Consider the following 24,430-nt stretch of genomic DNA (forward strand, 5'->3'; position numbering starts at 1 on the left):
ATTAGTTTTCGTCTGGTGACGATAGAGAGAGGGACACACCTGTTCCCATACCGAACACAGAAGTTAAGCCTCTCATCGCCGATGGTACTTGGGTGGTAACGCCCTGGGAGAGTAGGAAGTTGCCAGGCTACATATTAAATAAAAAGCTCTATTTCGTAGGTCGAAGTAGGGCTTTTTTTATTGGGTGTAGTTGTGAATAAATAGGTTTAATTGTTGTATTTTAAACACTATTTTAAAACTTAGCCTAAAAATAAAATACTTTAAAGATTTTAGTGTTACATTAATGAGGAATTCCCTAGATAAGGTAAATTATATCCAGGGAATTTTTTTATTATATTGTAATGCATATTTACATGACTTTATGGCATAGAAAAGATCAATGATTCTCTCCATTTTTGAAATATAATGTAGTAGAGTTAGCTTTATATAAATATGAATGGTATAATTAGGTTAGAATTAAAAGGAGTGGTCAAATAATGTCTAATAATAAAGTAAATTTATATGATCTAACTAATTCTTTAGGTGTAGGTATTTTAATAGTAGATAAATATTGCAATGTAACCTTTTCTAATGATGAGGCTTTAAAAATATTAGGTTTAGAAGAAAAGGATTCAAGTAAAAATTTATCTAATGTATTATCTAATTTTAAGGTAGAAAGTTTTTTAAAATCTAATAAAGAACACGAAACTCATAGACTTATATTTAATGATAAGGATATTATTGTGGTTAAAAAGGCAATTACTAATAAAGATTCTACTGGAGGAGCATATATAATATTTCAGAAATTAGACGTATACAAAGAGTTTATTAGACAATTTGACGATGAAATAGAAGCATCTTCTTTATTAAAAACAGTAATGGAGGCTACAAATGATGCAATTGTTTATGTTAATAGTGAAGGCTATATAGAAATGTTAAGTAAACCCTATGCAGATTTTTTAGGTGTAGATAAAGAAAAAACAATAGGAAAACATGTAAGTAAAGTTATAGAAAATACAAGAATGGATATTGTGATTAAAACAGGAAAATCTGAGATAGCACAAGTTCAAGAAATTAAAGGCAAGAAAATGATAGCTACTAGGATTCCAGTGTTTGTAAATCAAAAAGTAGTAGGAGCCGTAGGTAAAGTATTATTTAGAGATGTAGATGAACTTAACTCTTTATATATGGAAATAAATAAAATAGAAAAAGAGTTGAATTTATATAAAGATGAATTTAAAAAAGCGAATAAAGCTAAATATGCTTTAGACAGTATTATAAGTGAGAGTAAATCTATGGAAGATTTAAAGAAGCTTACAAGAAGAGTGGCAAAAACTAACTCTAATGTATTGATTTTAGGTGAATCTGGAACGGGAAAAGAATTATTTGCCCATGCAATTCATAATAACAGTAGGCGTATAGATGCACCTTTTATAAAAGTAAATTGTGGTGCAATTCCTAATGAATTATTAGAATCAGAGTTGTTTGGATATGAAGAAGGAGCATTCACAGGTGCTAAAAAGGGCGGAAAAATAGGTAAGTTTAAAGCTGCTGATGGAGGAACTATTTTCTTAGATGAAATAGGAGATTTGCCTATGAATATGCAAGTGAAACTTTTAAGAGTCCTTCAAGATAAGGAAATAGAAAAAATCGGTTCTAACGTTTCAGAAAAAATAGATGTTAGAGTTATAGCAGCTACTAATAAAGATCTGGAAAAAATGGTATCTGAGGGTATGTTTAGATTAGATTTATATTATAGATTAAATGTAGTAAGTATAAAAATTCCTCCATTAAGAAATAGAAAAGATGATATTCCTATTCTTGCTAGACATTTAGTTGATAAAATATCGAAAGTAGAAAATATAAAAGTAGATAAAATTTCTGATAGTACATTAGAATATTTAAAGAAATATGATTGGCCTGGTAACGTTAGAGAATTAGAAAATATTCTTGAAAGAGCCATAAATTTTTTAGATGAAGAAACTATTATAAAACCTGAATGTTTGCCAACTAAAATTACAGGGGCTATGCGAAAGAAAGAAATAAAAAGCTTAAAGTCAATTTTAGATGATGTAGAAAAACAAGCTATAATAGATAGCCTTATAATTTCTAATGGAAATAAAACAATAGCTGCTAATATTTTAGAAATTAGTAGAACTAGTTTATATGAGAAACTTTCAAAGTATGGTATAGAAGGACAATGATAAAGATTTAACTATTGTAGGAATTGTCTGAAAAGTTTACAGTTAATTTATTAAAAAGTTATATGTGTATGGAAAAGTTTACAGTTAATCCATTAAAAATAGATTATTGTAAGTTTAAATTTACATTTTTAAAAATTTAATTTAAAAAATTGATTTAAAACAAGTATATTATATTGTTAATATACTTGTTTTTTTGTCTAAAGATGATGATTTAGAGGTAAAGAAAAATGTTAATAGAAAGTGGCATACATTTTGCAATATCTATATTTTACCATAGAAGTAATCTCAAGGAGGTATATAAAATGTTAGAAAACAAAGTATGTATAGTGACAGGAGCAGCTAGTGGAATAGGATTAGCAATTGCAGAAGCTTTTGCTAAAGATGGTACAAATGTAGTCATGGCAGATATTAATGAAGAAAAATTAAAAATTGAATCAGAAAGAATAAAAGCAGATTTTTTTAGAACAGATTTAAGTAAAAGAGAAGATTGTAAAGGGCTAGTTGATTATACTTTAGACAAGTTTTTAAAAATAGATATTCTTATAAATGTTGCAGGGATTCAAAATGTATCTCCTATTGAAGAATTTCCTGAAGATAAATGGGATTTTATGATTTCCTTAATGTTAACAGCTCCGTTTTTGTTAACTAAATATGTATGGAATTCAATGAAAGAACAACAATGGGGAAGAATAATAAACTTAAATTCCATTCATGGATTAGTAGCATCCGAGTTTAAGGTAGCTTATGTTTCTGCTAAACATGGGCTTGGAGGATTAACTAAAACTGCTGCTTTAGAAGGTGGCTCATACGGTATAACTGTAAATTCAATATGTCCTGCATATGTTAGAACCCCTTTAGTTGATAATCAAATTGATGCTCAAGCAAAATCACATGGAATATCTAGAGATGAAGTTATTGAAGAAGTAATGTTGCAAAAGGCTGTTATTAAAAAGTTAATAGAACCTTCAAGTATTGCAGATGTAGCTAAATTCTTATGCTCCGATGCTGGAGCTCATATCACAGGCTCGATGATTCCGATAGATGGTGGCTGGACAGCTAATTAATAAAATCTATATTTAACAAGTTTAACTAAAGATAAGGAGATTAAGTGAAAGAGAAGGGGGAAATTTTATGCTAGGTATTTTTATTGGGTTAGCATTATTAATGTTCTTGGCTTATAAAGGTTATTCAATAATTTGGGTAGCCCCACTTACAGCTGCTGTAGTCGCATTAATAGGTGGTATTCCACTATTAGAAACATATAAAGAAGCTTATATGGGTGGCTTTGTAGGATTTACAAAATCTTGGTTTCCTGTATTTATGTTAGGTGCAATATTTGGACATTTAATGGATTATACTGGTGCAGCAAGATCCATTGCTCAATGGTTGACCAAAATATTTGGTTCAAAAAGGGCAATTCTAGGTGTAATAATTGGTTGTGCTGTATTGACCTATGGAGGTATATCTTTATTTGTTGTTGTATTTGCAATGTATCCACTAGCAGTAGCATTATTTAGAGAGGCTAATATTTCAAGAAAACTTATACCAGGCTCTATAGCTCTTGGTTCTTTTACCTTCACAATGACAGCTGTACCTGGCACACCACAAATACAAAATTTAATTCCTATGGATTATTATCATACTACTCCTACTGCAGCACCAATAATGGGTATAGTAGCAACATTATTTATGTTTGGTCTTGGATATGCTTATCTAGTATGGAGAGAGAAAAAACTTACTGCAAAAGGTGAAGTATTTACCGAACCTGAAAAGAAACAAGACAATAATGAGGAGCATTTAACAGATTTACCAAACCCATTAATTTCAATATTACCTTTACTTTCTGTAATTTTAACATTAAACTTATTAAAATGGGATATTATTCTTGCTTTGATTTCTGGTATAATCTTATCAATGCTAATTAATATTAAGCTTTACAAAGGATTTACGAAAACTATTAGTGCAGGAGCAAATGGTTCTATTACTGCCATAATAAATACAAGTGCTGCAGTAGGATTTGGATCTGTTGTGAAAGCGGTACCAGGGTTTCAAACCCTAACAAATTTAGTTCTTGGAATTAAAGGAAGTCCACTCATTTCTGAAGCAGTAGCAGTTAATATTTTGGCAGGAGCTACAGGATCAGCTTCAGGGGGAATGGGTATAGCATTAGCAGCATTGGGAGAAAAGTATTATCAGATAGCATTAGAGACAGGTATCAGTCCTGAAGCATTTCATAGAGTAGCATCATTAGCTTCTGGTGGACTTGATACACTACCTCATAATGGAGCAGTATTAACTCTATTAGCTATTACTGGAATGACTCACAAAGAGTCTTATATAGATATATTTGTTACTTCTTTATTGTTACCAGTATTATCATCTATACCAGCTATAATTCTTGCAAGTTTAGGAATATATTAGAAATGTTGAATCATCCCTGCTTGATTTAGAAATTAAGCGGGGATATATAGTGTAGATAATCAAACTTAGAGGAGGTTATAGAATGAAAATAGAAGATATAAAAAAGATTGGAATAGCAGGGGCAGGTACTATGGGATCTGGAATAGCTCAAATATTTGCTCGAAAAGGCTATGAAGTAGTAATGACAGATATTTCAGAAGAATTCTTGGAAAAATCTAAAAAGTTAGTATCTATATTTAACAGTAGTCTAATAGAAGAAGGTCTTATGACAGAGTCAGAAATAGAAAACACTATAAAAAATATATCCTATTCTACAGATAAGAGAGTCTTTTCTGATACCGATGTAATAATTGAAGCAATAATAGAAAAAATGGATATTAAACAAGACTTCTGGAGAGAAGTTGAAGAAATAGCAAAATCTGATGCTATATTTGCGACTAATACTTCTGGTCTTAGTATTACAGGAATATCTAAGAAAATAAAAAATAAAAGTAGATTTATTGGAATGCACTTTTGGAATCCACCTCATATTATACCATTAGTTGAGATAATAAGAGGTGATGGAACAGAAGATAAAACCGTGGATACGTTAGTAGAATTAGTGAAAAGAATAGATAAGGAACCAGTAGTTGTTCAAAAAGACGCCCCAGGATTTATTGGAAATAGAATACAATTTGCAGTATTTAGAGAGGCGTTAAATATAGTTGAGGAAGGAATTGCTACTTTTGAAGATGTAGATAGAGCAATGAAATACGGACCTGGATTTAGATATCCAATAATAGGACCGTTACAAACAGCAGATTTAGGAGGATTAGATACGTTTTATTATATATCTTCTTACTTATTTAACGAATTAAGTGATGTAAAAGAACCACAAGAAGTATTAAAGAAATTAATGGATAACAATGAATTAGGAGTGAAATCAAAAAAAGGATTTTATGATTATTCGGATGGAAAAGACGAAGAAGCTATAAAACGTAGAGATAAAATGTTTTTTAAAATGTTAAAATATATACACAATGCTTAGAAAACAAAAATAATTTATATAAAAAACTGAAGATAATCTTCAGTTTTTTATATAAATTTAAATATAGAAATATTTTTTAACTTCTCTAAAATTGTATAACCTTCTTTCTTGATGGACTATGTTTTGTAATAAAAATTAAAGGATGTCTAATATACATTAAGAAAGGAGGTTTAAAATGAATAAAAATATTATTAAAATTGGATTTATTTATGTAGGAACGATTATAGGGGCAGGCTTTGCTTCTGGAAGAGAAATTATAGATTTCTTCGGCATATATGGAGTTAAAGGAATAACTGGAATGTTTTTAAGTGGAATTCTTTTCTCTTTAATAGGAGCTTATTTACTTATATATGTATATAAAAATAGAATTCGTAGCTATAAACAATTAATAAATAAGCTATTTCAAGAAAAATTAGGAATTATCATAGACACTATAATAACTTTTTCTCTTTTTACTGGATTTACTATTATGGTAGCAGGTAGTGGTGCTATATTTCAGCAGGAGATAGGGGTAGATTATAACGTTGGAGTATTAGTTATGCTTATATCTTGCTTTATAGTGTTTCTATTTAGTTTAGAAGGGTTATCTTTCATAAATTCTATATTGGTCCCTTTGTTAATTATCGGAATCTTATTTTCATCTGTAGTATTAATAAGTAGGGAAGGGTTTAATTTTTCAAATATAGAGGGGTTAACTATAACTAGTAAAGGTAATTTTATAACATCTTCTCTTTTATATGTAGGGTTTAACTTATTAGTATTGATAGTAGTATTTTCTTCCTTATTACCTATGATAGATAACAAGAGAACTGCTATTCTAAGTGGAGTAATGGGGGGAGTTATTCTCTCAATTTTAGGAGTATCTATATTAATATCTAGTCTTATTTTTTATAATGAAGTATATGCTCTAGACATTCCTATGATAAGGATAAGTAGCTATATAAGCAAAGGATATAGAAAGGTTTATGGAATTATTCTTTGGATTGCCATGTTCACCACGGCTTTAGCAAATGGATTTGGGTTCATTGAAAGATTAAAAGGTAAAAATCATAATAAAATATTTATTCCTCTTATATTATGTTTAAGTTCTATTCCACTAACTAAATTAGGATTTTCTAAATTGGTAGGAATTATCTATCCGCTCTTTGGATACATAGGATTTATCCTTTTTATTATAATTTTATTTAATAACTTAAATAGACCTACAATAAAAAAATTCAATAAATAGTGTATAATAAAAGACAACATATATTTACGAAAATTGAATTGAGAGGAGATATAAACGTTATGCCATTTTTTAATACTAGTGATGAAGTGAATATTTATTATGAGATAACAGGTGAGGGGATACCTATAGTATTTATTCATGGTTGGACTGAAGATCACAACTCTTTTAGAATTCAGCAAAAAAAATTAAGCAAAGAATTTAAAGTAATAACCTATGATTTAAGAGGCCATGGAATATCGGATAGACCAGAGAAAGGTTTAACTTTAGATAGATTTGCATTGGACTTAAAGGAGCTTATAGACTACTTAGATATAGATAAAGTTGTATTAGTCGGATGGTCAATGGGAGCATCAGTTATATTTGAATATGTAAATCATTTTGGACTTCATAAATTGTCTAAAACATGTATAGTAGATATGGGTCCTAAAGCTATTAATGGTAATGATTGGAATTTAGGATTATATCACGGTAAATATACTATAGAAGATTCTTTAAAAGATTTAACAATTATGTGTAATAATTGGATGGAATTTGCTGAAAAGTTTATTAAATCTATTGCTCCCTATTTGGATGATAGACAATTAAAAATTTCTTTAGATAAAATTGCAAGAAATACACCTCATATAATGTATTCCATGTGGATTTCTATATCAATAAAAGATTATCGAGATGTATTAGAAAAAATATCAATACCGACTTTAATAATTTATGGAGAAAAAAGTACTCTATATTCAGTAGATACCGCTGAATATATGAGTTCAAGAATAACAAATTCAGAGGTTATAATTTTTGAAAATTGTACTCATTTGTTAGTAATGGAAAATCCTATTAAGTTTAATAAGGTTATTAAAGAGTTTGTTGAGAATTAAATTAATGAAGCTAGTTTTATAACGGCAACAGTACTAAATGTAGATGATGGTGTAGTTATATAAAAAGGAAGGAGATAATCTCCTTCCTTTTTAATAATAAAACTTATAATCCTTAATTAAAAATTGCTCTACTATAGACTTTATATATTTCATAGTATTTTTTATTGCATCTTCATAACTAATCTTATTTCGCATAATTCTCATGAGCATTCCTTCATAAATAAGGAGTGTCATATCATTAAACTGTTCTGCATCTTCTTTTCTGATAAATCCTTCTTCAATACATTGTCTGACAGTAGTCATACCTCTCTCCGTTATATTGTGCTTAAGAAGCATAGTAGATACACCTTCACTTTGATTACCAAGTTCTTCAGGAAAAAGCTTGTAATATTCTATAACATAATGCTCCATATCCTTATCTAAATTAGGAAAAAATATAGCATAATATATTTCAGGCCTAATATAGGAGTAATTACAGAAACATTCCCAAACTTTTAAAAATCTGTCCATTGCATTTTGTGTATCTTTTAAATACCCTGGAAGTGCTAAGGCATAATCCTTAATATATCTCATAGCTGCATAAAATATTAGATGATCAAAGTTTTCAAAATAATTGTATATAGTAGCGCTGTTATATCCTGCCTTATTAGCTACCTTTCTTAGGGTAATATTTTTTATGCCTTCTTCTTCAATAAGTTCATCTGCTGCATTAATAAAATAAGACATTGTTCTTTTTCTTTGCATTTCTTTATTAGTCATAAACCCACCATTTTAAATTATAATAATTTTTTAATATTTAATTTTAATAATATCATAAAATTAGTTGTTTCTCAATTAAGGAAAAATATAATGAATAAAATTTATCTATAATAAAAAAAATATGATAGATACAATTTAATTAGAAAATTGAAGGAAACTTAAGAATTTATTCAAAAATCAATCTTGATTATAAAATAATCAAGATTGATAAAAAAACAACTATGTGATAGGATTTTAATGAATAATTATATTAAAGTGATAAGGGAGTGAAAAGATGAAATTAGAAATAGGTAATTTCAATGTTAAAGATGTTATCTTTGGAGAAAAAACTATGTTTAGCAATGGAGTTCTTTCTATTAACAAAGAAGAAGCTTTAGCTTTTATAAAAGAAGATGAACATATTACAGAATTAGATATTGTAATAGCTAAGCCAGGAGATAGTACAAGAATAGTTCCTGTTAAGGAAGCTGTAGAACCTAGAATTCGTCCCGACGGCAGACCAGTGTTTCCAGGAGTTACTGGAGATTTAGAAAGTGCTGGAGAAGGAAGAATTCATGCATTAAAAGGCTGTAGTGTTTTAGGAGTTGGTATGCACTATGGTAGTTTTGGTGATGGATTAATCGATATGAGTGGAGAAGGAGCAAAATATACTCTATTCTCAGAGCTTATCAATGTATGTATAGTTGCAGATACAGATGAAGAGTTTGAAAGATTTGAGCAGCAAAAGAAAAATAAAGCTATTAGATGGGCAGCTCATAGGTTTGCTGAATATCTAGGCAATACAGTAAAAGAGTTGGAACCAGAAGAAATTGAATCCTATGAATTAGAACCTATCACAAAAAGAACTGAAAAAGAAAACAACCTACCTTCTGTAGTACTTGTTATGCAACCTCAATCTCAAATGGAAGAATTAGGCTATAATGATTTAGTTTATGGATGGGATATGAATAAATACATTCCAACCTTTATGCATCCTAATGAAGTTTTTGATGGAGCCATAATATCAGGAAGCTTTATGCCATCTTCATCAAAGTGGTCAACTTATGATTTTCAAAATTTCCCAACAATAAAAGAATTATATAAAGAGCATGGAAAATCTATAAATTTCTTAGGAATCATCATGTCAAACTTAAATGTATCCTTAGAACAGAAAAAACGTTCATCAATATTTGTAGCACAAATGGCTAAATCTCTAGGAGCTGATGGAGCTATAGTAACAGAAGAAGGTTATGGAAATCCTGATGCAGACTATATTATGTGTATCGCTGCCCTAGAAGATGTGGGAGTAAAAACTGTAGGAATAAGTAATGAATGTACAGGAAGAGATGGAGCATCCCAACCATTAGTGACATTAGATGAAAAAGCCAATGCATTAGTATCAACAGGAAATGTATCTGAAATAATAGAACTTCCACCTATGGAAAACGTTATAGGAGAGCTGGAAGCTTTAGCAAGAGACGGTTTATCTGGAGGATGGGCTTATGATGAAATACTAGGATCCTCAGTAAGAGAAGATGGATCCATAATAATGGAAAACAATGCAATGTTCTGTGGAGATAGAATATCTGGATGGTCAACTAAAACCATGAAGGAATTTTAAGGAGGTGGAAAGATGAAAAAAGCAATTCATTATATAAATCAGTTTTTTGCAGGTATAGGAGGAGAAGATACCGCAGATTATGAACCAGAAATAAGGGAAGGACTAATAGGGCCAGCATTAGCATTAAATAGCATGTTAGATGCAGAAGTAACCCATACAATCATTTGTGGAGATAACTTTATGGGAAGTAACAAAGATGAAGCGGTAAAAAGAATATTAGGATTCTTAGAAGATAAAGAATTTGATATATTCGTAGCTGGACCAGCTTTTCAAGCAGGAAGATATGGAGTAGCCTGTGGAACCATATGTAAAGCAGTAAAAGAAAAATTTAATGTACCAGTAATAACATCAATGAATGAAGAAAATCCAGGAGTAGAAATGTTTAAAAAAGACATTTACATCTTTGAAGGAGGCAAAAGTGCAGCGAAACTAAGAGAAGATGTAAAAGTAATGTCTAACTTTGGAAACAAGATTTTAAAAGGAGAGAAACTGGGATCAGCTGATGAAGAAGGATATTTCCCAAGAGGAATAAGGCATCAGGTATGGTTAGATACAGAAAAGACAGCAGCTGAAAGAGGAGTTGAAATGCTAGTTAAAAAGTTAAACAATGAATCTTTTAAAACAGAACTTCCAATACCAAAACTAGATAGAGTGCCTATAGCAGCACCAATTAAAGATTTAAGTAAAGCAAATATAGCATTAGTTACAACAGGAGGAATAGTACCGATAGATAATCCAGATAGAATCCAATCAGCATCAGCAACAAGATGGGGAAAATATGACATATCTAATATTGAAAGATTAGAAGGTGGAGTATACAAGACAATCCATGCGGGATTTGACCCAGCGGCAGCAGATGCAGATCCAAATGTAATAGTACCAGTGGATTCTATGAAAGAATATCTAAAAGAGGGAAAAATAGGAAAATTTCATAAATACTTTTACAGTACTGTAGGAACAGGAACTACCCAAGCAGAAGCAGCAAGAATGGGAAAAGAAATAGTAGAAGAATTACTAAAAGATAAAGTGGATGGAGTTATAATGACTTCTACCTGAGGTACCTGTACGCGTTGCGGTGCAACAATGGTAAAAGAAATAGAGAGAGCAGGAATCCCAGTAGTTCATATGTGTAATTTAATACCAGTATCAACAACGGTAGGAGCAAATAAAATAGTACCGACAATATCTATCCCATATCCTTTAGGAGATCCAGCAACACCAAAAGAAGTACAGTGGAAGCTTAGACATCATAGAGTAGGGGTAGCTTTAGATGCATTAACACAAGATGTAGAAGAACAGACTGTATTTAAGGTGAAAATTTAAAGAATTAGTTTATATATTAATAGGGGTGATATAATTTATCACCCTTTATTTGGAAACAACATGATTAAAATATTAACAATTTAATCATGTTAAGTTAGGAGGAGATGGAATGGATAATAGAAAACAGAAAAATAATACGGTTTTTTATGTGTCTCTCATAATATCCATAGCTATAGTTCTATGGGGTATAGTTGCAAAAGAAAATTTTGCAAATTTTGCAAACTCACTTCTAAATTTTTTAACAACTAACTTTGGTTGGGCTTATCTAATATCCATGTTTCTATTTGTAATATTTGCTCTTATTTTAGCATTTAGTAAATATGGAAATATAAAACTAGGTCCAGATGATTCAAAACCTGAATATAGTACTGCTTCCTGGTTTGCTATGCTATTTGGAGCAGGTATGGGCATCGGTCTTGTGTTTTGGGGAGTAGCTGAGCCAATATCTCATTTTGTAAACCCAGTAGGAGTAGAACCTGGTAGTATAGAAGCAGCAAACTTTGCTATGAAGTCTTCATTTATGCATTGGGGTTTTCATCCTTGGGCAAACTATAGTATTATTGGTCTTGCTCTTGCATATTTCCAATTTAGAAAAAATAAACCTGGTCTTATAAGCAGCATTTTTATACCATTACTTGGAGAAGAAAGGGTAAATGGTCCCATTGGAAAAACAATAGATATCCTTGCAGTATTTGCTACAGTAGCAGGTGTAGCGACATCTTTAGGACTTGGAACATTACAGATTAATAGTGGATTAAGTTATTTATTCAATATTCCTGAAACAACATTAGTCCAAGTAGGAATAATTGTGGTTATTACCATACTATTTATTTGGACTGCAGTAAGTGGAATAGATAAGGGTATTAAGATTTTGGGAGATATAAACCTATATTTGGCCTTTTTATTGTTAGGACTTGTAATAATATTGGGACCAACATTAAAAATAATTAATTCTTTTACTAATGGATTAGGTCAATATATTAATGATTTTATAAAAGATAGTTTAAGTATAGAAGCCTTTGGAGCTAATAATTGGTTAAAATCTTGGAGAATATTTTATTGGGCTTGGTGGATAGCTTGGGCACCATTTGTAGGAACTTTTATAGCTCGTATTTCTAAAGGAAGAACTATAAGAGAGTTTATAGGAGGAGTTATCTTTGCACCAGCATTAGCATCAATTGTATGGTTTTCAGCTTTTGGTACTATGGGCTTAAATCTTATTGATAAAATTGGATTAGAGGGATTGGCAGTAGCGGCAAAGGCTCCAGAAACAGCTTTATTTCAAGTATTTAATTATTATCCTTTGAGTACTATACTTTCTTTGGTTACAGTACTTTTATTGAGTACATTTTTTATAACTTCTGCTAATTCAGCTACATTTGTACTAGGAATGTTGACTTCTGAAGGAGATTTAAATCCAACTAACAGGAGGAAAATTCTTTGGGGACTTGTGCAATCATTATTAGCAACATCTTTACTACTTGCAGGTGGATTAGAGGCTTTACAAACTGCGTCTGTAGCAGCAGCATTTCCATTTATTTTTGTAATGCTGTTTGCAATGGTATCAGTGTTAAAAGCTCTTAAGGAAGAAAAGATAGAATAAATTATAATTTTTTAGACAAAAATATATATTTTATATATAAAAGGGTCCCCATTGGGACCCCTCTCTATATAAATGGAAGATATTTATTTTCACTATCTTTAAAAGGTTTGCTAAAAATATTTTCTAGTATTTTTATACCATCTATTATTTGTTCATTGTTTATTGCACCAAAGCTAAGACGAATATAGTTAGAATAAATAGAATCATCAGTGAAAAATATTTTTCCAGGAACTATAGATAAATTATTCTCAGTACATTCATTATATAATTCTAAAGCATCTACATCTTTAGGTAGTTTAAGCCATAAACTAAGACCGCCTTTAGGCTCTAAGTATGTTATTCCATATTGATTAAGTTTATTTAGTTCCTTTGTCATAATCTTATACTTTTGTGAATAGACCTTTTTTACTTTTTCAATATGACTTTTCCAATATCCTTTTCTTAGATACAAATCAAAAGCTCTTTGTAAAAAGCCAGAAGAGGAAATATCTGTAGTATGTTTTGCCTTTACAATTTCTTTAAATAGCCTGTTAGGTAAAGTAATAAACCCAATTCTCACTCCTGGCATAAAAATTTTTGAAAAACTTTTAATGAATATTACTTGGTCAAGCTTATCTATGGATTTTAAAGGAAGCTTTGTTTCGGCAGTAAAGGATAAGTCTGTTAAAAAGTCATCTTCAATTATAAAAAAATCATTTTCTTTAGCTAAAGAAAGAATTTCTTTTTTCTTTTCATCACTATAGGAGTAAGTAGTAGGACTTTGATAATTAGTCATTATATATATAAATTTAGGGCTATATCTTTTAATATAGGTTTTTAATAAGTCTATATTGATCCCATCTTCCTCCATAGGGATTCCTATAATCCTAGCTCCCCTAGACTTAAATGCAGCAATAGCACCAGAGTAGGTTGGATTTTCTACAAAAATATAATCTCCTTGTTGAATAAGCGTTTTAGAAATAATATCTAACCCTTGCTGTCCTCCAGAAGTTATAAGTATTTGACTTTTATCTACTTTTGTATTATAATTTTCCATTAAGAATTTAGAGATAGACTCTCTTAAAGGCTCATATCCTGTAATTTCAGGATATAGGAAGGCTTGCCCCTTGTCTCTATCTAAAACTTCAACTAAGGCGTGTTTAAATTCTTCTATAGGAAACAAATCAGCAGTGGGGGAAACACTAGCAAAGTTTATGCTATCTTTAGATAAAGGGAGAATCCCGTTTACCATTAATTCCATATCTCCTTCTTCAATATAAGGTAAATCGTCAACTATGGGAGATTTTTTTATATAAGTGCCGCTTCCCTTAAGAGAATAGACATAGCCTTCTTGTTCTAATAGTTTATAAGCATTGATAATAGTAACATTATTCACTTCTAATTTTTTAGCAAGACTCCGAATAGAAGGTAGTTTTTCATTTTCTAGTTGATTTTCCTCTATTAAAGTTTTAAACTTTTCATATAACTGAACATATAAAGGTGTAGCTATATTTTTATCTAATAAAAGATCATAGTCTAATTTCAAAGTTAACCCTCCTTTAAAATGTATGGGTACATTTAGTATATCAATAAATGGTGCTTTAATCAATGGGATTATCTCACTTGTTATAAAAACGGCAGACGAAACGTCAAAAAAATTTTTATAAAATATTGTCTATCTTTGTTTTGGCGTTTTTACGCATATCGTCAATCACATGAGAGTAAGTTCTTATTACCATTTCAACAGTGTCACCCATAAGTTCGGCTACAGTTTCAAAATCTATTCCATTTGAGAGTAAAGTCGTGGCGTATGTGTGTCTCAGGTTATGAATGGAAATATTATACCCCCACCTTGTGAATTTTTTTCTAATTCTTTCGCCAGTTGCATCGTTAGTCTTATCAATAAATATTCTATTATTCATATCTTTAACGCAAGTTTGAGTATATTTTTTAAATTCTGCTATATATTTTTTAGGGATTGGGACAGTTCTATAGGAGTTCTTGGTTTTAAGAGATCCTAACCCATACTTACCTTCCTCAAGCTCTTTCCACTGTTGTTTTACTCGTAATTCTGCATTTTCGAAATCAATTACACTAGCATCATCTACGATACCATTTATTTCACCAAGTCGTAACCCACACTTCACCGCTATGAGACATATAAAATAATCCCTACCCTTTAGTCGAGATAACAAAGCATTTACTTCATCCTCGTTTAAAGCCTTAACTTCTTCCTCTACATCATACGATTGAATAGGCAGTTTATATTTTTTAATATTAACAGGATTGGTGGTTATAATTTCGTAATTTTCAATAGCATGATTAAAAGTAGTCTTTAATTTAGCTAAGTAGTTTTTTATTGTAGAGTTTTTTAAACCTTCATCAATCATTTGGTCGACGCATGGTTTTATGTTTATATATCCAACATCCGTCAAGCGGATATCATCTAAATCTTTAAATTTTGCAAAAGCTTTTTTATAAAATTTAATTGAATTATAGGCATATTCTTTCTCTTTATCTTTTAGAAATATTTCTTTAAATTTGCCGAATGTGATACCTCTAAACTCCTCTGCGACTGTTACAGTTTCCTTTAACATATCTAAAGTTTCATTAATCCAAGGCTTGGCGTCTTTCTGAATCCTAAAACCTTGCTTGGCTTTTTGTTTCCACTTATCTCCATCTTTGTAACTGATAATAGCTTGAATCGAACCGTCTTTCTCTCTATAAGACACTTTGTAATCCATTTTTATCCTCCTTCGTTAAAATATTTGTCTATATCTTTATAATTGTAGTAAGTTATAATTGCATCAGTTCTTCCTAGTATAAAATCTATATTTATATTAAGTTTATCAGCTATCTTAATTAAATTGTTTACGTCAGAAATGTTTTTACCCTGCTCCCATCTTTCGTAACTCCTTATACTCACATCTAAGTAGTTGGCAAAATCTTTTTGAGAATATTTCATAGTATTTCTTATTATTTTAAGACGTTTTCCGACTATATTAGACATATTCCGACACTCCTTTAGTACAATTGTACCAAGGAAACTACTCACAAATGAGTAGTAAATTCTACCAATTATTGGCTAAATGAGTAGTCAAATGATTGAATTGTTACTCACTTGTGAGTAGTCGATAACCGATACAAGTCAGTAATTTCAATGCTTGACGGATTTTTAACTTAATAGTATAATAAATCTACAAAAAGAAACGTTTTCATACTTGAACTTTCGACAAAAAAAGCATATAATATTATAAGAACATACGTTCTGATGTAAAATGCAAAAGGGGGATGGTTATGGAAGAAACAATTAAAAAATTAAATAACCTAACTAATAAGGAATTACATACATTATTGCAAAAAATTAAAAAAATGTCGATATAAAGATCCTTGCTTAGTCAGGTTTGTTCATAGCGACTTTAATTATATTGATAAGGTATTCAAGTTCTTCTTTTGGCATATCTTCGCTAAATAACCCCAATTTTTCTAGTTCCTTAAAAAATTTCAAAGTGTTTTCATTGGCTCCTTCTAATATAGAAGGGGTTTTTTTTATTTTTGTGCTATATTCGCTATCTTCTTTGAAAAAATCATCAACCGATACCTCAAGGACATTTGCTATTTTTTCTAAAAGTTCAAGGCTAGGATATCTTTTATTATTTATAACATAACTTATGTGAGTAGGGCTAACATTTACGAGATTAGCTAATTCTTTTGAAGAAACTTTTTTTATTCTCATTAATTCTTTTATATTATCACCTAACATTTTTTCGTACACACTCCTATATAAACTGATTTATAAACTGGTTGTTTATTTAAATTATAAACTCATAGTTAATAAAAGTCAATGAAAAAGTGAGGAAACGGAAGAAAAAATTAGAAATAACTTTGTAGTTTATTTTTTATGCGAAATATGATAAACTATAAGGTTATTTCGATGTTGTAATTAACTTTGAGTTCATGTTAATATAAACATACAGTTTATGAATGAACGAAAGTGAGGTGAAAAGAAGTGGAAAAGATGAATAGAATTGACGTTTTAAGAAAAAAACAGAAAAAAAGCTACGGAGCTATAGGTAAGGAAGCTGGGTTGACTCCGACTTATATATACATGTTAGCAAAAGGTAAAAGGACAAACCCTAGTTTAGAAGCAATGCAAAAAATCTCATCGGCATTGGGGGAAAATGTTGAAAAGGTATTCCAAATTAATCCACACATTGAAAATGGACAAGCGAACTAAGAGAAAGATGAGGTGGTAAAAATGCAGGGAGAAAAACTACTAACTAAAGAGGATTTAGCTGAAAGATGGCAAGTCCACATCACTACTATAGATAGATGGATGAAAGATAAAATCATAACCCCGGTAAAAGGAATACCATCTGTTCGCTTTAATCCACAACACATAGCAAAATTAGAGGGAGTAGAGTTAAGTAAATTATCTCCCTTGGAGAGAAAAAGGCTAGAAAGAGAGAAAGGAGAGCTAGAACAAAGAATCAAGGAATTAGAAATAGAAAATCAAGAATTAAAAGATTATGTTAGGGTTGTTTTCCAGCATGGAGCTAGATTTCTAAATATAGGTAAGGAGGCTTAACTAATGAGTGACTTAATAAACATATATAGTCAAAATGGAAACTTAGTAGTAAGTAGTAGAGAAGTAGCAAAGAATTTTGGTAAAGAACATTTTAATGTAGTTAGAGATATTGAAAATTTAATAGAAAATGAACCCCTCAAAAATGAGGAGTTAAAGTATTTTATTCCTGAAACATTTAATCACAGGGGGAATGAGTACAAAGAATATCTTTTAACTAGGGATGGTTTTTCTTTACTGGTGATGGGATTCACAGGCAAGAAAGCACTAGAATGGAAACTGAAATATATCGAAGCTTTCAACAAAATGGAAGAAACAATAAAGAAAGGACAATCAGACATGTTTTCACAATTGAGTCCCCAAACACAGGTACTCATAAATCTAGAGTTAGGACTTAATAAGTTAGAATCAGAAGTCAATGAAGCAAAACAAGAAATACAAAACATGAGGGATGTAATAACTTTAAATCCCCAAAGTTGGAGAAAAGAAACCAGTACTTTGATAAATAAAATGGCTTTAAATGCAGGAGGATATGAAAACATAAAGTTAATTAGAGAAGAGATTTACACTTTATTAAATCAAAGATTAGGAGTAGATGTTCAGACAAGACTTACGAATAAACGTAGAAGAATGGCAGACGAAGGAGTTAGTAAATCTAAGAGGGACAAGCTAACTATCGTTGATGTAATAGCAGATGATAAGAAGCTTATAGAAGGTTACACAGCAATAGTTAAAGAAATGGCAATTAAATACAAGGTTGCGTAGGAGGCGGAGCAAAGTCATGGATGAAGAAGTAAAAGAACTTTTTGACGAGTTGGAAAGAAAGATACGGGAATTAGAGCAGGATATAAGCCAGCTTCAAGTTGAAACAAATCTAGTCATCAACCGAACTAGCTGGCTATTACCAAAGGGTGTTAAAAATGTATTAGATAAAAGGTTTAATGAACGGTTAGAAATTATTTTTCCAGATACTTTAAATGATAATTTTGAATAATTTTCTGAAGTTCTAAGTTTTCTGCTCTCAACGCCTTGTTATCTTCAGAAATACTTTCTGTTGCATCTTTCAGTGTTGTTAGTTCTGTTTGTATAGATTTTAGACTAAATTTTGTTTTATAGCTATCGAGCATTAGATTGTTTAAATAATTGTAATTACAAAGCATAAAAACAATAGTTGAAATCACACAAATAGAGATACCTAGAACGTATCTTTGATCAGTGGATAATCTTGCAATACTAATATAAGGCAATATATAAGGAAAGACCATGCCAAAAACCGTTAAAAAGTAATGTTTAGGGATATCAGCAAACGAATTGTATTTAACATTTTCTTTACTGCTCATATTTTCACCCCCTTTCAAGAAGATTTTACCATATAGGGGGACAAGTTAAAAGGAGGGTTAAAAATGGAGAAATTTTATATTGCAGAAGAAGGCTCGAGGTTAAGAAAAGATTATTTAGAATATATAGAAAACAGCGAACAAGTCAGAAAAGTAGTAAATAAGTTTTTTAAGGAATTTGGGATAACGGCAGAAGCTTATTATGTAAATAATAAAAGTTTATTTATTGTAGCAACTAAAGAAGATAAGGAGAAATTTAAGGAGCAGCTTTGTAAGCCTAAAGATGAATTATCAAGATTTAAGGCAAATTCTAAAACAACTAAAGAATGGCTTAAAACATTAAAATCAAACAATTTAAATATTTTATCTAGACCATCAGTACCACTTTATTTCAATAGATGGTATGGCGGTCGATTGTCATCAAGATTGTTTGAAATAGAAGGAGTTGTATATTGTTCGTTTTGTGCAGAACAAGAATTTAGTCCTAAAGATAAGCTTAAAGAAATCAAGGCTAGTGAATTTTTTAAAATTATAGAAGATTACAATGAAAGCTTGAAAAAGGAGGGTTAAATAATGAACGAGATAAACAAAAATATAGAAGCACTATTCAAGAGAAAGGAAAAAATCAAAGAAGAAATCACAAAACTAGAAGCAGAGTTAAAACAAATATTGATAGAAGAGTATAGAGAGGGGGTGCTGAATTGAAACTTATATACGGATATATCGGAAAGGCGAAAGATTTTAAACTTATAAAAGTTAAGAAAGAAAAGAAGGAGGTAAACAAATGAAAACTAGATTAGAAGAGGAGACAATAACAATAACTAAAAAGGAATATTTAGAGCTATATAACATTAGAGAAAAATTCTATGCCTTACAAGGTGCAGGAGTGAATAATTGGGAAGGATATGACATTGCAATGGAAACATGTGAGGAAATAACGGAGGTGGAATAAGTGTTTAAAGTAGCGAAAGTAAGTAGTGAAATAAAGAAGTCTAGCACAATCTTTTGGTACAGAACTAATGGTATAGATTATGTATGTAATGGCTATTGGATTATAAAAACAGATCTAAAGAAAAAAGAAAATAGAAAAATATTATGTTCGCTAGTTGAGAAATTTGGGCTTATCCCAAGTGAAAGCAAGAAAGGTAAAGAAGTAATTATAACTACCAGTTATAAAAAAGTTGAGATTTCAGAAAGCACTAAAAAACCTAAATGGCTAGAACTACTAGAAAATAGGGAAACAGAAGAAATAGAAAATACAAGGTTGATCCATATGTCAGATAGGGATAATCACAGGATCTTCAAGGGAAAAGAATACATTTATATTAATTCCAGATTTATTGAAATGATTGACGAAAAGGCTAGTGGTATTAAGTTTGAAGGCAGCAGGGATTTAGAACCAATAATTATTACTTGTAAAAACGATGAAATGTTAATACTCCCGGTTCGCATGGAAAGCAAAAGCGAATATTTAAAAAACTAGGAGGTGGACAAGATCAGAACTTATAACGAATTGATAATGCTACAAAGTTTACCTCTAGACATTAAAATAGCTAAATCTAAACAGCGAATAAGAGAAACAATAAATGAATTTGGAATAGAGCATTGCTATGTAAGTTATAGTGGCGGTAAAGATAGCGAAGTTATGAGCCATCTAATAATGCAAGAATACCCAGAAATACTTCATATATTCGCTAATACAACAGTAGAATATCCGGAGACATACGAGAGAGTTAGAGAAAAGAAAAATGAGTGCAATTTAATAAAAATAAAACCTAAGATGAATTTTAAACAAGTAGTAGAGAAGTATGGTTACCCAATGTTTTCTAAAAAGATTGCAGGGAACATAAGAACTTATAGAAATGCTAGAAGTCAAAAGGTTAAAGAAAATAGTTATAAGTACATGAAGAAACATAGAGAAAAATATATTGATTATCTAGATTGCCCTTTTAGTGATATGTGTTGTTCTAAGCTAAAACATGGTGAATTACAAAAATATAGTAAGAAAAATGGATATGAGTGTAGCTTTGTAGGAATGATGGCAGAAGAAAGTCAACAAAGAAAAGATAGTTGGTTAAGTAATGGGTGCAATGCATTTGGTAGAAAAGGAGAAAAACAATCAAGACCATTAATGTTTTGGACAGAGAAGGACATATGGGATTATATCAGTTTCTATAACTTAAAAGTAAATAAACTGTATTCTCTAGGATACAAAAGAAATGGCTGTATGTACTGTGGATTTGGAGTACAACACGAGTTTCCTATTAATAGAATACAAAGATTAAGCCAAACACATCTAGGAGCATATCAAGTATTCTTGAGGAACTATTCAAAGTATTTTGATATGACGGGAATAGACTACAAACATATTCAGATTAGTATGTTTTGAGGAGGTGAACAAGTTGTATAACAAAAAAGAAAAAGACCCTTCAGTTGCCGCTGAAAAGGTCGGGGAATGAATTAGGGAAACAATCTCTAATTCAAAAAGAAAACGTTAGCTACATTGTAGCACATATTAGGAGGAATGAAAAGATGATAAAAGGATTTAAAGTGTTTAATCCAAATTGGACATGCAGAGATTTTCAATACGAAGTAGGACAAACGTATGAGCATAAAGGAAATATAGAATTATGTGGAAGTGGATTTCATTTTTGTAGAAAGGCTAGTGATTGTTTTAAGTATTATAACTTTGATAGCAATAATAAAGTAGCAGAAGTAGAAGCTTTGGGATTGGTAGAATCAGATGAAACTAAAAGTGTAACTAATAAAATTCGTATAGTTAGAGAATTAACATGGCATGAGGTCTTAGAACTGGTGAATACTGGCAAGGATTGCACCGGGAGAGAAAACTCAGGTGATTGGAACTCAGGTGATTGGAACTCAGGTAATTGGAACTCAGGTAATAGGAACTCAGGTAATGGGAACTCAGGTAATAGGAACTCAGGTGATTGGAACTCAGGTGATTGGAACTCAGGTGATTGGAACTCAGGTAATTGGAACTCAGGTGATTGGAACTCAGGTGATGGGAACTCAGGTGTATTTTGTACAGAGAATCCTAAAATCAAAATCTTTGACATAGAAACAGATATGACAATAAACGAATGGAGAAACACAAGAGCAGCAGAAATATTGTATTGGAACTTTGAATCTACAGTATGGATATATGCCGAAAACATGACAGAAGAAGAAAAGAAACAACATCTCGATTACGAAACATTGGGTGGATACCTAAAAGTATTTGAATATAAGGAAGCTTGCAGGAATATGTGGAATGTACTTACAGATAAAGAAAAACAAGAGATTAAAAATATCCCTAATTTTAACGCTAAGAAATTTGAGGAAATCACAGGGATAAAAGTTGAATAGAAGGTGATCTTATGAGAGTGAAATTAATTACAAACGATGATTATAGAGCGTTAATTCGCTTTATAGAAGGAATAGAAAGAGCATTAAAGAACAATCAGATAGATTTAGCTATGAGTGGATTAGATTTTATGAAAGGAAACTTAGAAAATAAAATTGCGGAGGAGTAAAAATGGTAGAGATAAAGATAACTCAAAACAGGCAGAGGGAAGATAAAATAACAGAATACATTTTTGATAAAAGTTTCTGTATAGATTTAAAAGTAGCATTAGATTTAATCAATAAAACATTAGGTTGTAATGTAGTAAGAGAAGATGAACCAAGATGGCTAGAAGCTTACTACAGAGTTAAAGAAGATAATAAGGACAAGTTAATTATAGAAGTGATAGAACCGTTTTGTGGTTAAAGGATGGTGGAGAAATGAATTACTGCCTAATATGCGGGCTTCCTCTAGGGCAAAAGAAGAAATGCCCTAGATGTGAAGAACGTAAGCAAAGCAACGGAGAATGTTCGTATTGTGCAAAGATATATAATTCTACTCCTAAAAGCCCTAGAAGGAAATATAAACATTGTCCCATGTGCGGAGAAAAATTGAATAAAGGAAAGTTTAAGGATTGGAGGGTTGGCTAAATGTCTAGCATAGATAAGAAATTTATTGTTACTTTACAGGGCAAAGAATTTGTTACGTATGAGGGTTTACTGGATCTTGCACACAAAAAAGGATTAGTAGGCATAAATACAGAGCTAATACAAATTCCTTCTAAAGATAATGATTATCTAGCGATTGTAAAAGCTAGAGCGACAACAAAAAACGGGGATGCATTTGACGGAATAGGTGATGCAGACAATAAAAACGTAGGAAGTTTTGTAATACAACATAAAATTAGAATGGCAGAGACTAGAGCGAAAGCAAGGGCATTAAGAGATTTAACCAATGTTGGAATGACGGCATTAGAAGAGTTGGGAGAAGATGAAGAGAATCAACCTATGGTTCAATCAAAAAGTTTAACAGATAAACAGATTGCAAGACTTTATGCAATAGCTAAATCTGTAGATATAGATGCAGAAAAAGTTAAAGAGCAGGTTAAGAAACAGTTAGGAAAAGAAATAACAGAATTAACTAAAGCAGAGTATGACATGGTTTGTAAAGGCTATGAAAGTCTGAAGAAGTAGGGGCGATTAGCCCCTAGGCACTAAAGTAGGTGATGTAAATTGAAGGGTTGGGTAAGACTTCATAGACAAATTGTTGATAGTGATATATATCAGATGCCACCTTTATATCTTAGAACATTTGAAAGACTTCTAATGGAAGCTAATCATCAAGATAATGAGATACCTTATAAGGAAAAAGGCTCTAAGATAACAGGGAAAAAACTAATAAGACGTGGCGAAAGATTGACAAGTGTTAGAGACATATGCAGATGGGTTGCATGGTATGAAAGAGGAAAATTAAAAGTGCCTAATGCTAAAACTATACAGGATATTTTAGATTGGTTGGAAGAAAATGACATGATAACTATATATGGTGATAAAGGTAACAGAACAGAAACACATTACACGATAGTAAATTACAATGCTTACCAAGGCGAAGAAGATGAAGAAGTAACAGAAAAGAAACAGTTTGGAAACAGTTTAGAAACAGAAAATAAACAGTCACTGGAGACAAACAAGAATGTTAATAATGTAAAGAATGATAAGAATGTTAAAGAAGATATATATATATTATCCGACGACGAAAAACAATTCCTAGATATTCTTAATCAAATAGAAAACTATCCACTAGATAGAGAAAAAGATTTAGAAATGTATAAGACTTTAGGAGAAAGATATCCAGCATTAAATTTATTAGAAGCTATAGAGCAATGGAAAATGTATAAACTAGATCAACCACTTAAAGCAAAATCTAATCCACGAAGTCAAATAAATACTTCTTTTAAAAAATATGTAGAATGGGGGAAATGTTTGAAAAATAATAAAACAGCTTCTAAATCAACGCAAAGTAATTTTAAAAGGACTAGATTTCACACAGAAAAGAATAGAACGGACAATTACACTAATGATGAACTAGAAGATATCTTTCAAAGAAAGCGAAGAGAAGCGAAAGAAAGACAGGAAAGGGGCGGTTAAATTGTTTGCTTACAAGTATTGGACTA

The 24,430-nt window shown here is 30.8% G+C and carries 30 protein-coding genes and 1 rRNA gene; 25 read left to right on the forward strand and 6 right to left on the reverse strand.

Annotated elements, in window-relative coordinates; genetic code table 11:
* Window positions 1-11 precede the first annotated feature (11 nt).
* The 7 genes from rrf to KQI42_RS19875 all read left to right on the forward strand — a co-directional run bounded on the left by rrf (window position 12) and on the right by KQI42_RS19875 (window position 7,728).
* Window positions 12-128 (forward strand): 5S ribosomal RNA (gene rrf / locus KQI42_RS19845).
* 348 nt (window positions 129-476) lie between these two features.
* Window positions 477-2,183, forward strand: coding sequence for a sigma 54-interacting transcriptional regulator (locus tag KQI42_RS19850; RefSeq protein WP_216522315.1), 1,707 nt, complete (start codon window positions 477-479; stop codon window positions 2,181-2,183).
* 302 nt (window positions 2,184-2,485) lie between these two features.
* Window positions 2,486-3,247, forward strand: a complete 762-nt coding sequence (locus tag KQI42_RS19855; RefSeq protein ID WP_216522317.1) for a 3-hydroxybutyrate dehydrogenase — start codon at window positions 2,486-2,488, stop codon at window positions 3,245-3,247.
* 67 nt (window positions 3,248-3,314) lie between these two features.
* The gene (locus KQI42_RS19860; RefSeq protein ID WP_216522319.1) at window positions 3,315-4,604 is read left to right on the forward strand and encodes a GntP family permease; all 1,290 of its coding nucleotides are present in this window, start codon (window positions 3,315-3,317) and stop codon (window positions 4,602-4,604) included.
* Between the two features lie 82 nt (window positions 4,605-4,686).
* Window positions 4,687-5,631, forward strand: coding sequence for a 3-hydroxyacyl-CoA dehydrogenase family protein (locus KQI42_RS19865; protein ID WP_216522321.1), 945 nt, complete (start codon window positions 4,687-4,689; stop codon window positions 5,629-5,631).
* A gap of 175 nt (window positions 5,632-5,806) precedes the next feature.
* Window positions 5,807-6,859, forward strand: coding sequence for a YkvI family membrane protein (locus KQI42_RS19870; protein ID WP_216522323.1), 1,053 nt, complete (start codon window positions 5,807-5,809; stop codon window positions 6,857-6,859).
* A 59-nt stretch (window positions 6,860-6,918) separates the two neighbouring features.
* Window positions 6,919-7,728, forward strand: a complete 810-nt coding sequence (locus tag KQI42_RS19875) for an alpha/beta fold hydrolase (RefSeq protein ID WP_216522325.1) — start codon at window positions 6,919-6,921, stop codon at window positions 7,726-7,728.
* Window positions 7,729-7,818: 90 nt separating this feature from the next.
* Here the strand turns inward: KQI42_RS19875 and KQI42_RS19880 are convergent, their stop codons facing one another.
* The gene (locus KQI42_RS19880; protein ID WP_216522327.1) at window positions 7,819-8,487 is read right to left on the reverse strand and encodes a TetR/AcrR family transcriptional regulator; all 669 of its coding nucleotides are present in this window, start codon (window positions 8,485-8,487) and stop codon (window positions 7,819-7,821) included.
* Window positions 8,488-8,761: 274 nt separating this feature from the next.
* Here KQI42_RS19880 and KQI42_RS19885 point away from each other — a divergent pair, with 274 nt between their 5' ends.
* From KQI42_RS19885 to KQI42_RS19900, 3 genes are all read left to right on the forward strand, one after another.
* Window positions 8,762-10,087, forward strand: coding sequence for a glycine/sarcosine/betaine reductase component B subunit (locus tag KQI42_RS19885; protein WP_216522329.1), 1,326 nt, complete (start codon window positions 8,762-8,764; stop codon window positions 10,085-10,087).
* Window positions 10,088-10,099: 12 nt separating this feature from the next.
* Window positions 10,100-11,410, forward strand: coding sequence for a betaine reductase selenoprotein B (gene grdH, locus KQI42_RS19890; RefSeq protein WP_246566754.1), 1,311 nt, complete (start codon window positions 10,100-10,102; stop codon window positions 11,408-11,410).
* Window positions 11,411-11,519: 109 nt separating this feature from the next.
* Window positions 11,520-13,013 carry a glycine betaine uptake BCCT transporter gene (locus KQI42_RS19900; protein ID WP_216522335.1) on the forward strand — a complete coding sequence of 498 codons (1,494 nt, stop codon included), beginning with the start codon at window positions 11,520-11,522 and terminating at the stop codon, window positions 13,011-13,013.
* 64 nt (window positions 13,014-13,077) lie between these two features.
* On the opposite strand, the gene pdxR is transcribed toward KQI42_RS19900, so the two are convergent.
* The 4 genes from pdxR to KQI42_RS19920 all read right to left on the reverse strand — a co-directional run bounded on the left by pdxR (window position 13,078) and on the right by KQI42_RS19920 (window position 16,755).
* Entirely contained in the window at window positions 13,078-14,538 is a 1,461-nt protein-coding gene (gene pdxR, locus KQI42_RS19905; RefSeq protein ID WP_216522337.1) for a MocR-like pyridoxine biosynthesis transcription factor PdxR, read from the reverse strand.
* A gap of 115 nt (window positions 14,539-14,653) precedes the next feature.
* Window positions 14,654-15,736, reverse strand: coding sequence for a tyrosine-type recombinase/integrase (locus tag KQI42_RS19910; RefSeq protein ID WP_216522340.1), 1,083 nt, complete (start codon window positions 15,734-15,736; stop codon window positions 14,654-14,656).
* Window positions 15,737-15,738: 2 nt separating this feature from the next.
* Window positions 15,739-16,002 (reverse strand): helix-turn-helix domain-containing protein, encoded by a 264-nt coding sequence (locus KQI42_RS19915; protein ID WP_216522342.1) that lies wholly within the window; start codon window positions 16,000-16,002, stop codon window positions 15,739-15,741.
* 384 nt (window positions 16,003-16,386) lie between these two features.
* Complete coding sequence (locus tag KQI42_RS19920; protein ID WP_216522344.1) at window positions 16,387-16,755, reverse strand: helix-turn-helix domain-containing protein; 369 nt, start codon at window positions 16,753-16,755, stop codon at window positions 16,387-16,389.
* Between the two features lie 255 nt (window positions 16,756-17,010).
* On the opposite strand from KQI42_RS19920, the gene KQI42_RS19925 reads away from it, so the two are divergent.
* From KQI42_RS19925 to KQI42_RS19940, 4 genes are read left to right on the forward strand one after another with little or no spacing between them, the layout of a single operon-like run.
* Complete coding sequence (locus KQI42_RS19925) at window positions 17,011-17,229, forward strand: helix-turn-helix transcriptional regulator (RefSeq protein WP_216522346.1); 219 nt, start codon at window positions 17,011-17,013, stop codon at window positions 17,227-17,229.
* 21 nt (window positions 17,230-17,250) lie between these two features.
* Entirely contained in the window at window positions 17,251-17,580 is a 330-nt protein-coding gene (locus tag KQI42_RS19930; protein ID WP_216522348.1) for a hypothetical protein, read from the forward strand.
* A 3-nt stretch (window positions 17,581-17,583) separates the two neighbouring features.
* A complete protein-coding gene (locus tag KQI42_RS19935) occupies window positions 17,584-18,342 on the forward strand; it encodes a Rha family transcriptional regulator (protein WP_216522350.1) in 759 nt (252 codons plus the stop codon).
* A 16-nt stretch (window positions 18,343-18,358) separates the two neighbouring features.
* Window positions 18,359-18,571 carry a hypothetical protein gene (locus tag KQI42_RS19940; RefSeq protein ID WP_216522352.1) on the forward strand — a complete coding sequence of 71 codons (213 nt, stop codon included), beginning with the start codon at window positions 18,359-18,361 and terminating at the stop codon, window positions 18,569-18,571.
* Here the strand turns inward: KQI42_RS19940 and KQI42_RS19945 are convergent.
* Window positions 18,534-18,917 (reverse strand): hypothetical protein, encoded by a 384-nt coding sequence (locus KQI42_RS19945; RefSeq protein ID WP_216522354.1) that lies wholly within the window; start codon window positions 18,915-18,917, stop codon window positions 18,534-18,536. The genes KQI42_RS19940 and KQI42_RS19945 overlap by 38 nt on opposite strands.
* 63 nt (window positions 18,918-18,980) lie before the next feature.
* Between KQI42_RS19945 and KQI42_RS19950 the strand changes: the two genes are divergently transcribed.
* The 11 genes from KQI42_RS19950 to KQI42_RS19995 all read left to right on the forward strand — a co-directional run bounded on the left by KQI42_RS19950 (window position 18,981) and on the right by KQI42_RS19995 (window position 24,404).
* On the forward strand, window positions 18,981-19,484 hold the full coding sequence (locus tag KQI42_RS19950) for a hypothetical protein (RefSeq protein WP_216522356.1): 504 nt from the start codon (window positions 18,981-18,983) through the stop codon (window positions 19,482-19,484).
* A gap of 3 nt (window positions 19,485-19,487) precedes the next feature.
* The gene (locus tag KQI42_RS21565) at window positions 19,488-19,619 is read left to right on the forward strand and encodes a hypothetical protein (RefSeq protein WP_281420528.1); all 132 of its coding nucleotides are present in this window, start codon (window positions 19,488-19,490) and stop codon (window positions 19,617-19,619) included.
* A 79-nt stretch (window positions 19,620-19,698) separates the two neighbouring features.
* Window positions 19,699-19,866 (forward strand): hypothetical protein, encoded by a 168-nt coding sequence (locus KQI42_RS19955; RefSeq protein ID WP_216522359.1) that lies wholly within the window; start codon window positions 19,699-19,701, stop codon window positions 19,864-19,866.
* Window positions 19,867-20,397: a hypothetical protein gene (locus KQI42_RS19960; protein WP_216522361.1), complete on the forward strand. Its 531-nt coding sequence runs from the start codon at window positions 19,867-19,869 to the stop codon at window positions 20,395-20,397. It begins immediately after the preceding gene.
* Between the two features lie 3 nt (window positions 20,398-20,400).
* Window positions 20,401-21,303 carry a phosphoadenosine phosphosulfate reductase family protein gene (locus tag KQI42_RS19965; protein ID WP_216522363.1) on the forward strand — a complete coding sequence of 301 codons (903 nt, stop codon included), beginning with the start codon at window positions 20,401-20,403 and terminating at the stop codon, window positions 21,301-21,303.
* A 143-nt stretch (window positions 21,304-21,446) separates the two neighbouring features.
* A complete protein-coding gene (locus tag KQI42_RS19970; RefSeq protein ID WP_216522365.1) occupies window positions 21,447-22,280 on the forward strand; it encodes a pentapeptide repeat-containing protein in 834 nt (277 codons plus the stop codon).
* 11 nt (window positions 22,281-22,291) lie between these two features.
* On the forward strand, window positions 22,292-22,447 hold the full coding sequence (locus tag KQI42_RS19975) for a hypothetical protein (protein ID WP_216522367.1): 156 nt from the start codon (window positions 22,292-22,294) through the stop codon (window positions 22,445-22,447).
* Between the two features lie 2 nt (window positions 22,448-22,449).
* Window positions 22,450-22,683, forward strand: a complete 234-nt coding sequence (locus KQI42_RS19980; RefSeq protein WP_216522369.1) for a hypothetical protein — start codon at window positions 22,450-22,452, stop codon at window positions 22,681-22,683.
* A gap of 14 nt (window positions 22,684-22,697) precedes the next feature.
* Complete coding sequence (locus tag KQI42_RS19985) at window positions 22,698-22,907, forward strand: hypothetical protein (RefSeq protein ID WP_216522371.1); 210 nt, start codon at window positions 22,698-22,700, stop codon at window positions 22,905-22,907.
* Window positions 22,908-23,450: a hypothetical protein gene (locus KQI42_RS19990; RefSeq protein WP_216522373.1), complete on the forward strand. Its 543-nt coding sequence runs from the start codon at window positions 22,908-22,910 to the stop codon at window positions 23,448-23,450.
* Window positions 23,451-23,489: 39 nt separating this feature from the next.
* On the forward strand, window positions 23,490-24,404 hold the full coding sequence (locus KQI42_RS19995) for a hypothetical protein (RefSeq protein WP_216522376.1): 915 nt from the start codon (window positions 23,490-23,492) through the stop codon (window positions 24,402-24,404).
* Window positions 24,405-24,430: the final 26 nt, after the last annotated feature.

Origin of the sequence: Tissierella simiarum (assembly GCF_018917865.1) — a bacterium.
GTDB lineage: Bacteria > Bacillota > Clostridia > Tissierellales > Tissierellaceae > Tissierella_C > Tissierella_C simiarum.

Coding starts and splice junctions, on each gene's coding strand:
- KQI42_RS19850 (WP_216522315.1), top strand. CDS start 477: ATGTCTAATAATAAAGTAAATTTATATGATCTAACTAATTCTTTAGGT.
- KQI42_RS19855 (WP_216522317.1), top strand. CDS start 2,486: ATGTTAGAAAACAAAGTATGTATAGTGACAGGAGCAGCTAGTGGAATA.
- KQI42_RS19860 (WP_216522319.1), top strand. CDS start 3,315: ATGCTAGGTATTTTTATTGGGTTAGCATTATTAATGTTCTTGGCTTAT.
- KQI42_RS19865 (WP_216522321.1), top strand. CDS start 4,687: ATGAAAATAGAAGATATAAAAAAGATTGGAATAGCAGGGGCAGGTACT.
- KQI42_RS19870 (WP_216522323.1), top strand. CDS start 5,807: ATGAATAAAAATATTATTAAAATTGGATTTATTTATGTAGGAACGATT.
- KQI42_RS19875 (WP_216522325.1), top strand. CDS start 6,919: ATGCCATTTTTTAATACTAGTGATGAAGTGAATATTTATTATGAGATA.
- KQI42_RS19880 (WP_216522327.1), bottom strand. CDS start 8,487: ATGACTAATAAAGAAATGCAAAGAAAAAGAACAATGTCTTATTTTATT.
- KQI42_RS19885 (WP_216522329.1), top strand. CDS start 8,762: ATGAAATTAGAAATAGGTAATTTCAATGTTAAAGATGTTATCTTTGGA.
- KQI42_RS19900 (WP_216522335.1), top strand. CDS start 11,520: ATGGATAATAGAAAACAGAAAAATAATACGGTTTTTTATGTGTCTCTC.
- KQI42_RS19910 (WP_216522340.1), bottom strand. CDS start 15,736: ATGGATTACAAAGTGTCTTATAGAGAGAAAGACGGTTCGATTCAAGCT.
- KQI42_RS19915 (WP_216522342.1), bottom strand. CDS start 16,002: ATGTCTAATATAGTCGGAAAACGTCTTAAAATAATAAGAAATACTATG.
- KQI42_RS19920 (WP_216522344.1), bottom strand. CDS start 16,755: ATGTTAGGTGATAATATAAAAGAATTAATGAGAATAAAAAAAGTTTCT.
- KQI42_RS19925 (WP_216522346.1), top strand. CDS start 17,011: ATGAATAGAATTGACGTTTTAAGAAAAAAACAGAAAAAAAGCTACGGA.
- KQI42_RS19930 (WP_216522348.1), top strand. CDS start 17,251: ATGCAGGGAGAAAAACTACTAACTAAAGAGGATTTAGCTGAAAGATGG.
- KQI42_RS19935 (WP_216522350.1), top strand. CDS start 17,584: ATGAGTGACTTAATAAACATATATAGTCAAAATGGAAACTTAGTAGTA.
- KQI42_RS19940 (WP_216522352.1), top strand. CDS start 18,359: ATGGATGAAGAAGTAAAAGAACTTTTTGACGAGTTGGAAAGAAAGATA.
- KQI42_RS19945 (WP_216522354.1), bottom strand. CDS start 18,917: ATGAGCAGTAAAGAAAATGTTAAATACAATTCGTTTGCTGATATCCCT.
- KQI42_RS19950 (WP_216522356.1), top strand. CDS start 18,981: ATGGAGAAATTTTATATTGCAGAAGAAGGCTCGAGGTTAAGAAAAGAT.
- KQI42_RS21565 (WP_281420528.1), top strand. CDS start 19,488: ATGAACGAGATAAACAAAAATATAGAAGCACTATTCAAGAGAAAGGAA.
- KQI42_RS19955 (WP_216522359.1), top strand. CDS start 19,699: ATGAAAACTAGATTAGAAGAGGAGACAATAACAATAACTAAAAAGGAA.
- KQI42_RS19970 (WP_216522365.1), top strand. CDS start 21,447: ATGATAAAAGGATTTAAAGTGTTTAATCCAAATTGGACATGCAGAGAT.
- KQI42_RS19975 (WP_216522367.1), top strand. CDS start 22,292: ATGAGAGTGAAATTAATTACAAACGATGATTATAGAGCGTTAATTCGC.
- KQI42_RS19980 (WP_216522369.1), top strand. CDS start 22,450: ATGGTAGAGATAAAGATAACTCAAAACAGGCAGAGGGAAGATAAAATA.
- KQI42_RS19985 (WP_216522371.1), top strand. CDS start 22,698: ATGAATTACTGCCTAATATGCGGGCTTCCTCTAGGGCAAAAGAAGAAA.
- KQI42_RS19990 (WP_216522373.1), top strand. CDS start 22,908: ATGTCTAGCATAGATAAGAAATTTATTGTTACTTTACAGGGCAAAGAA.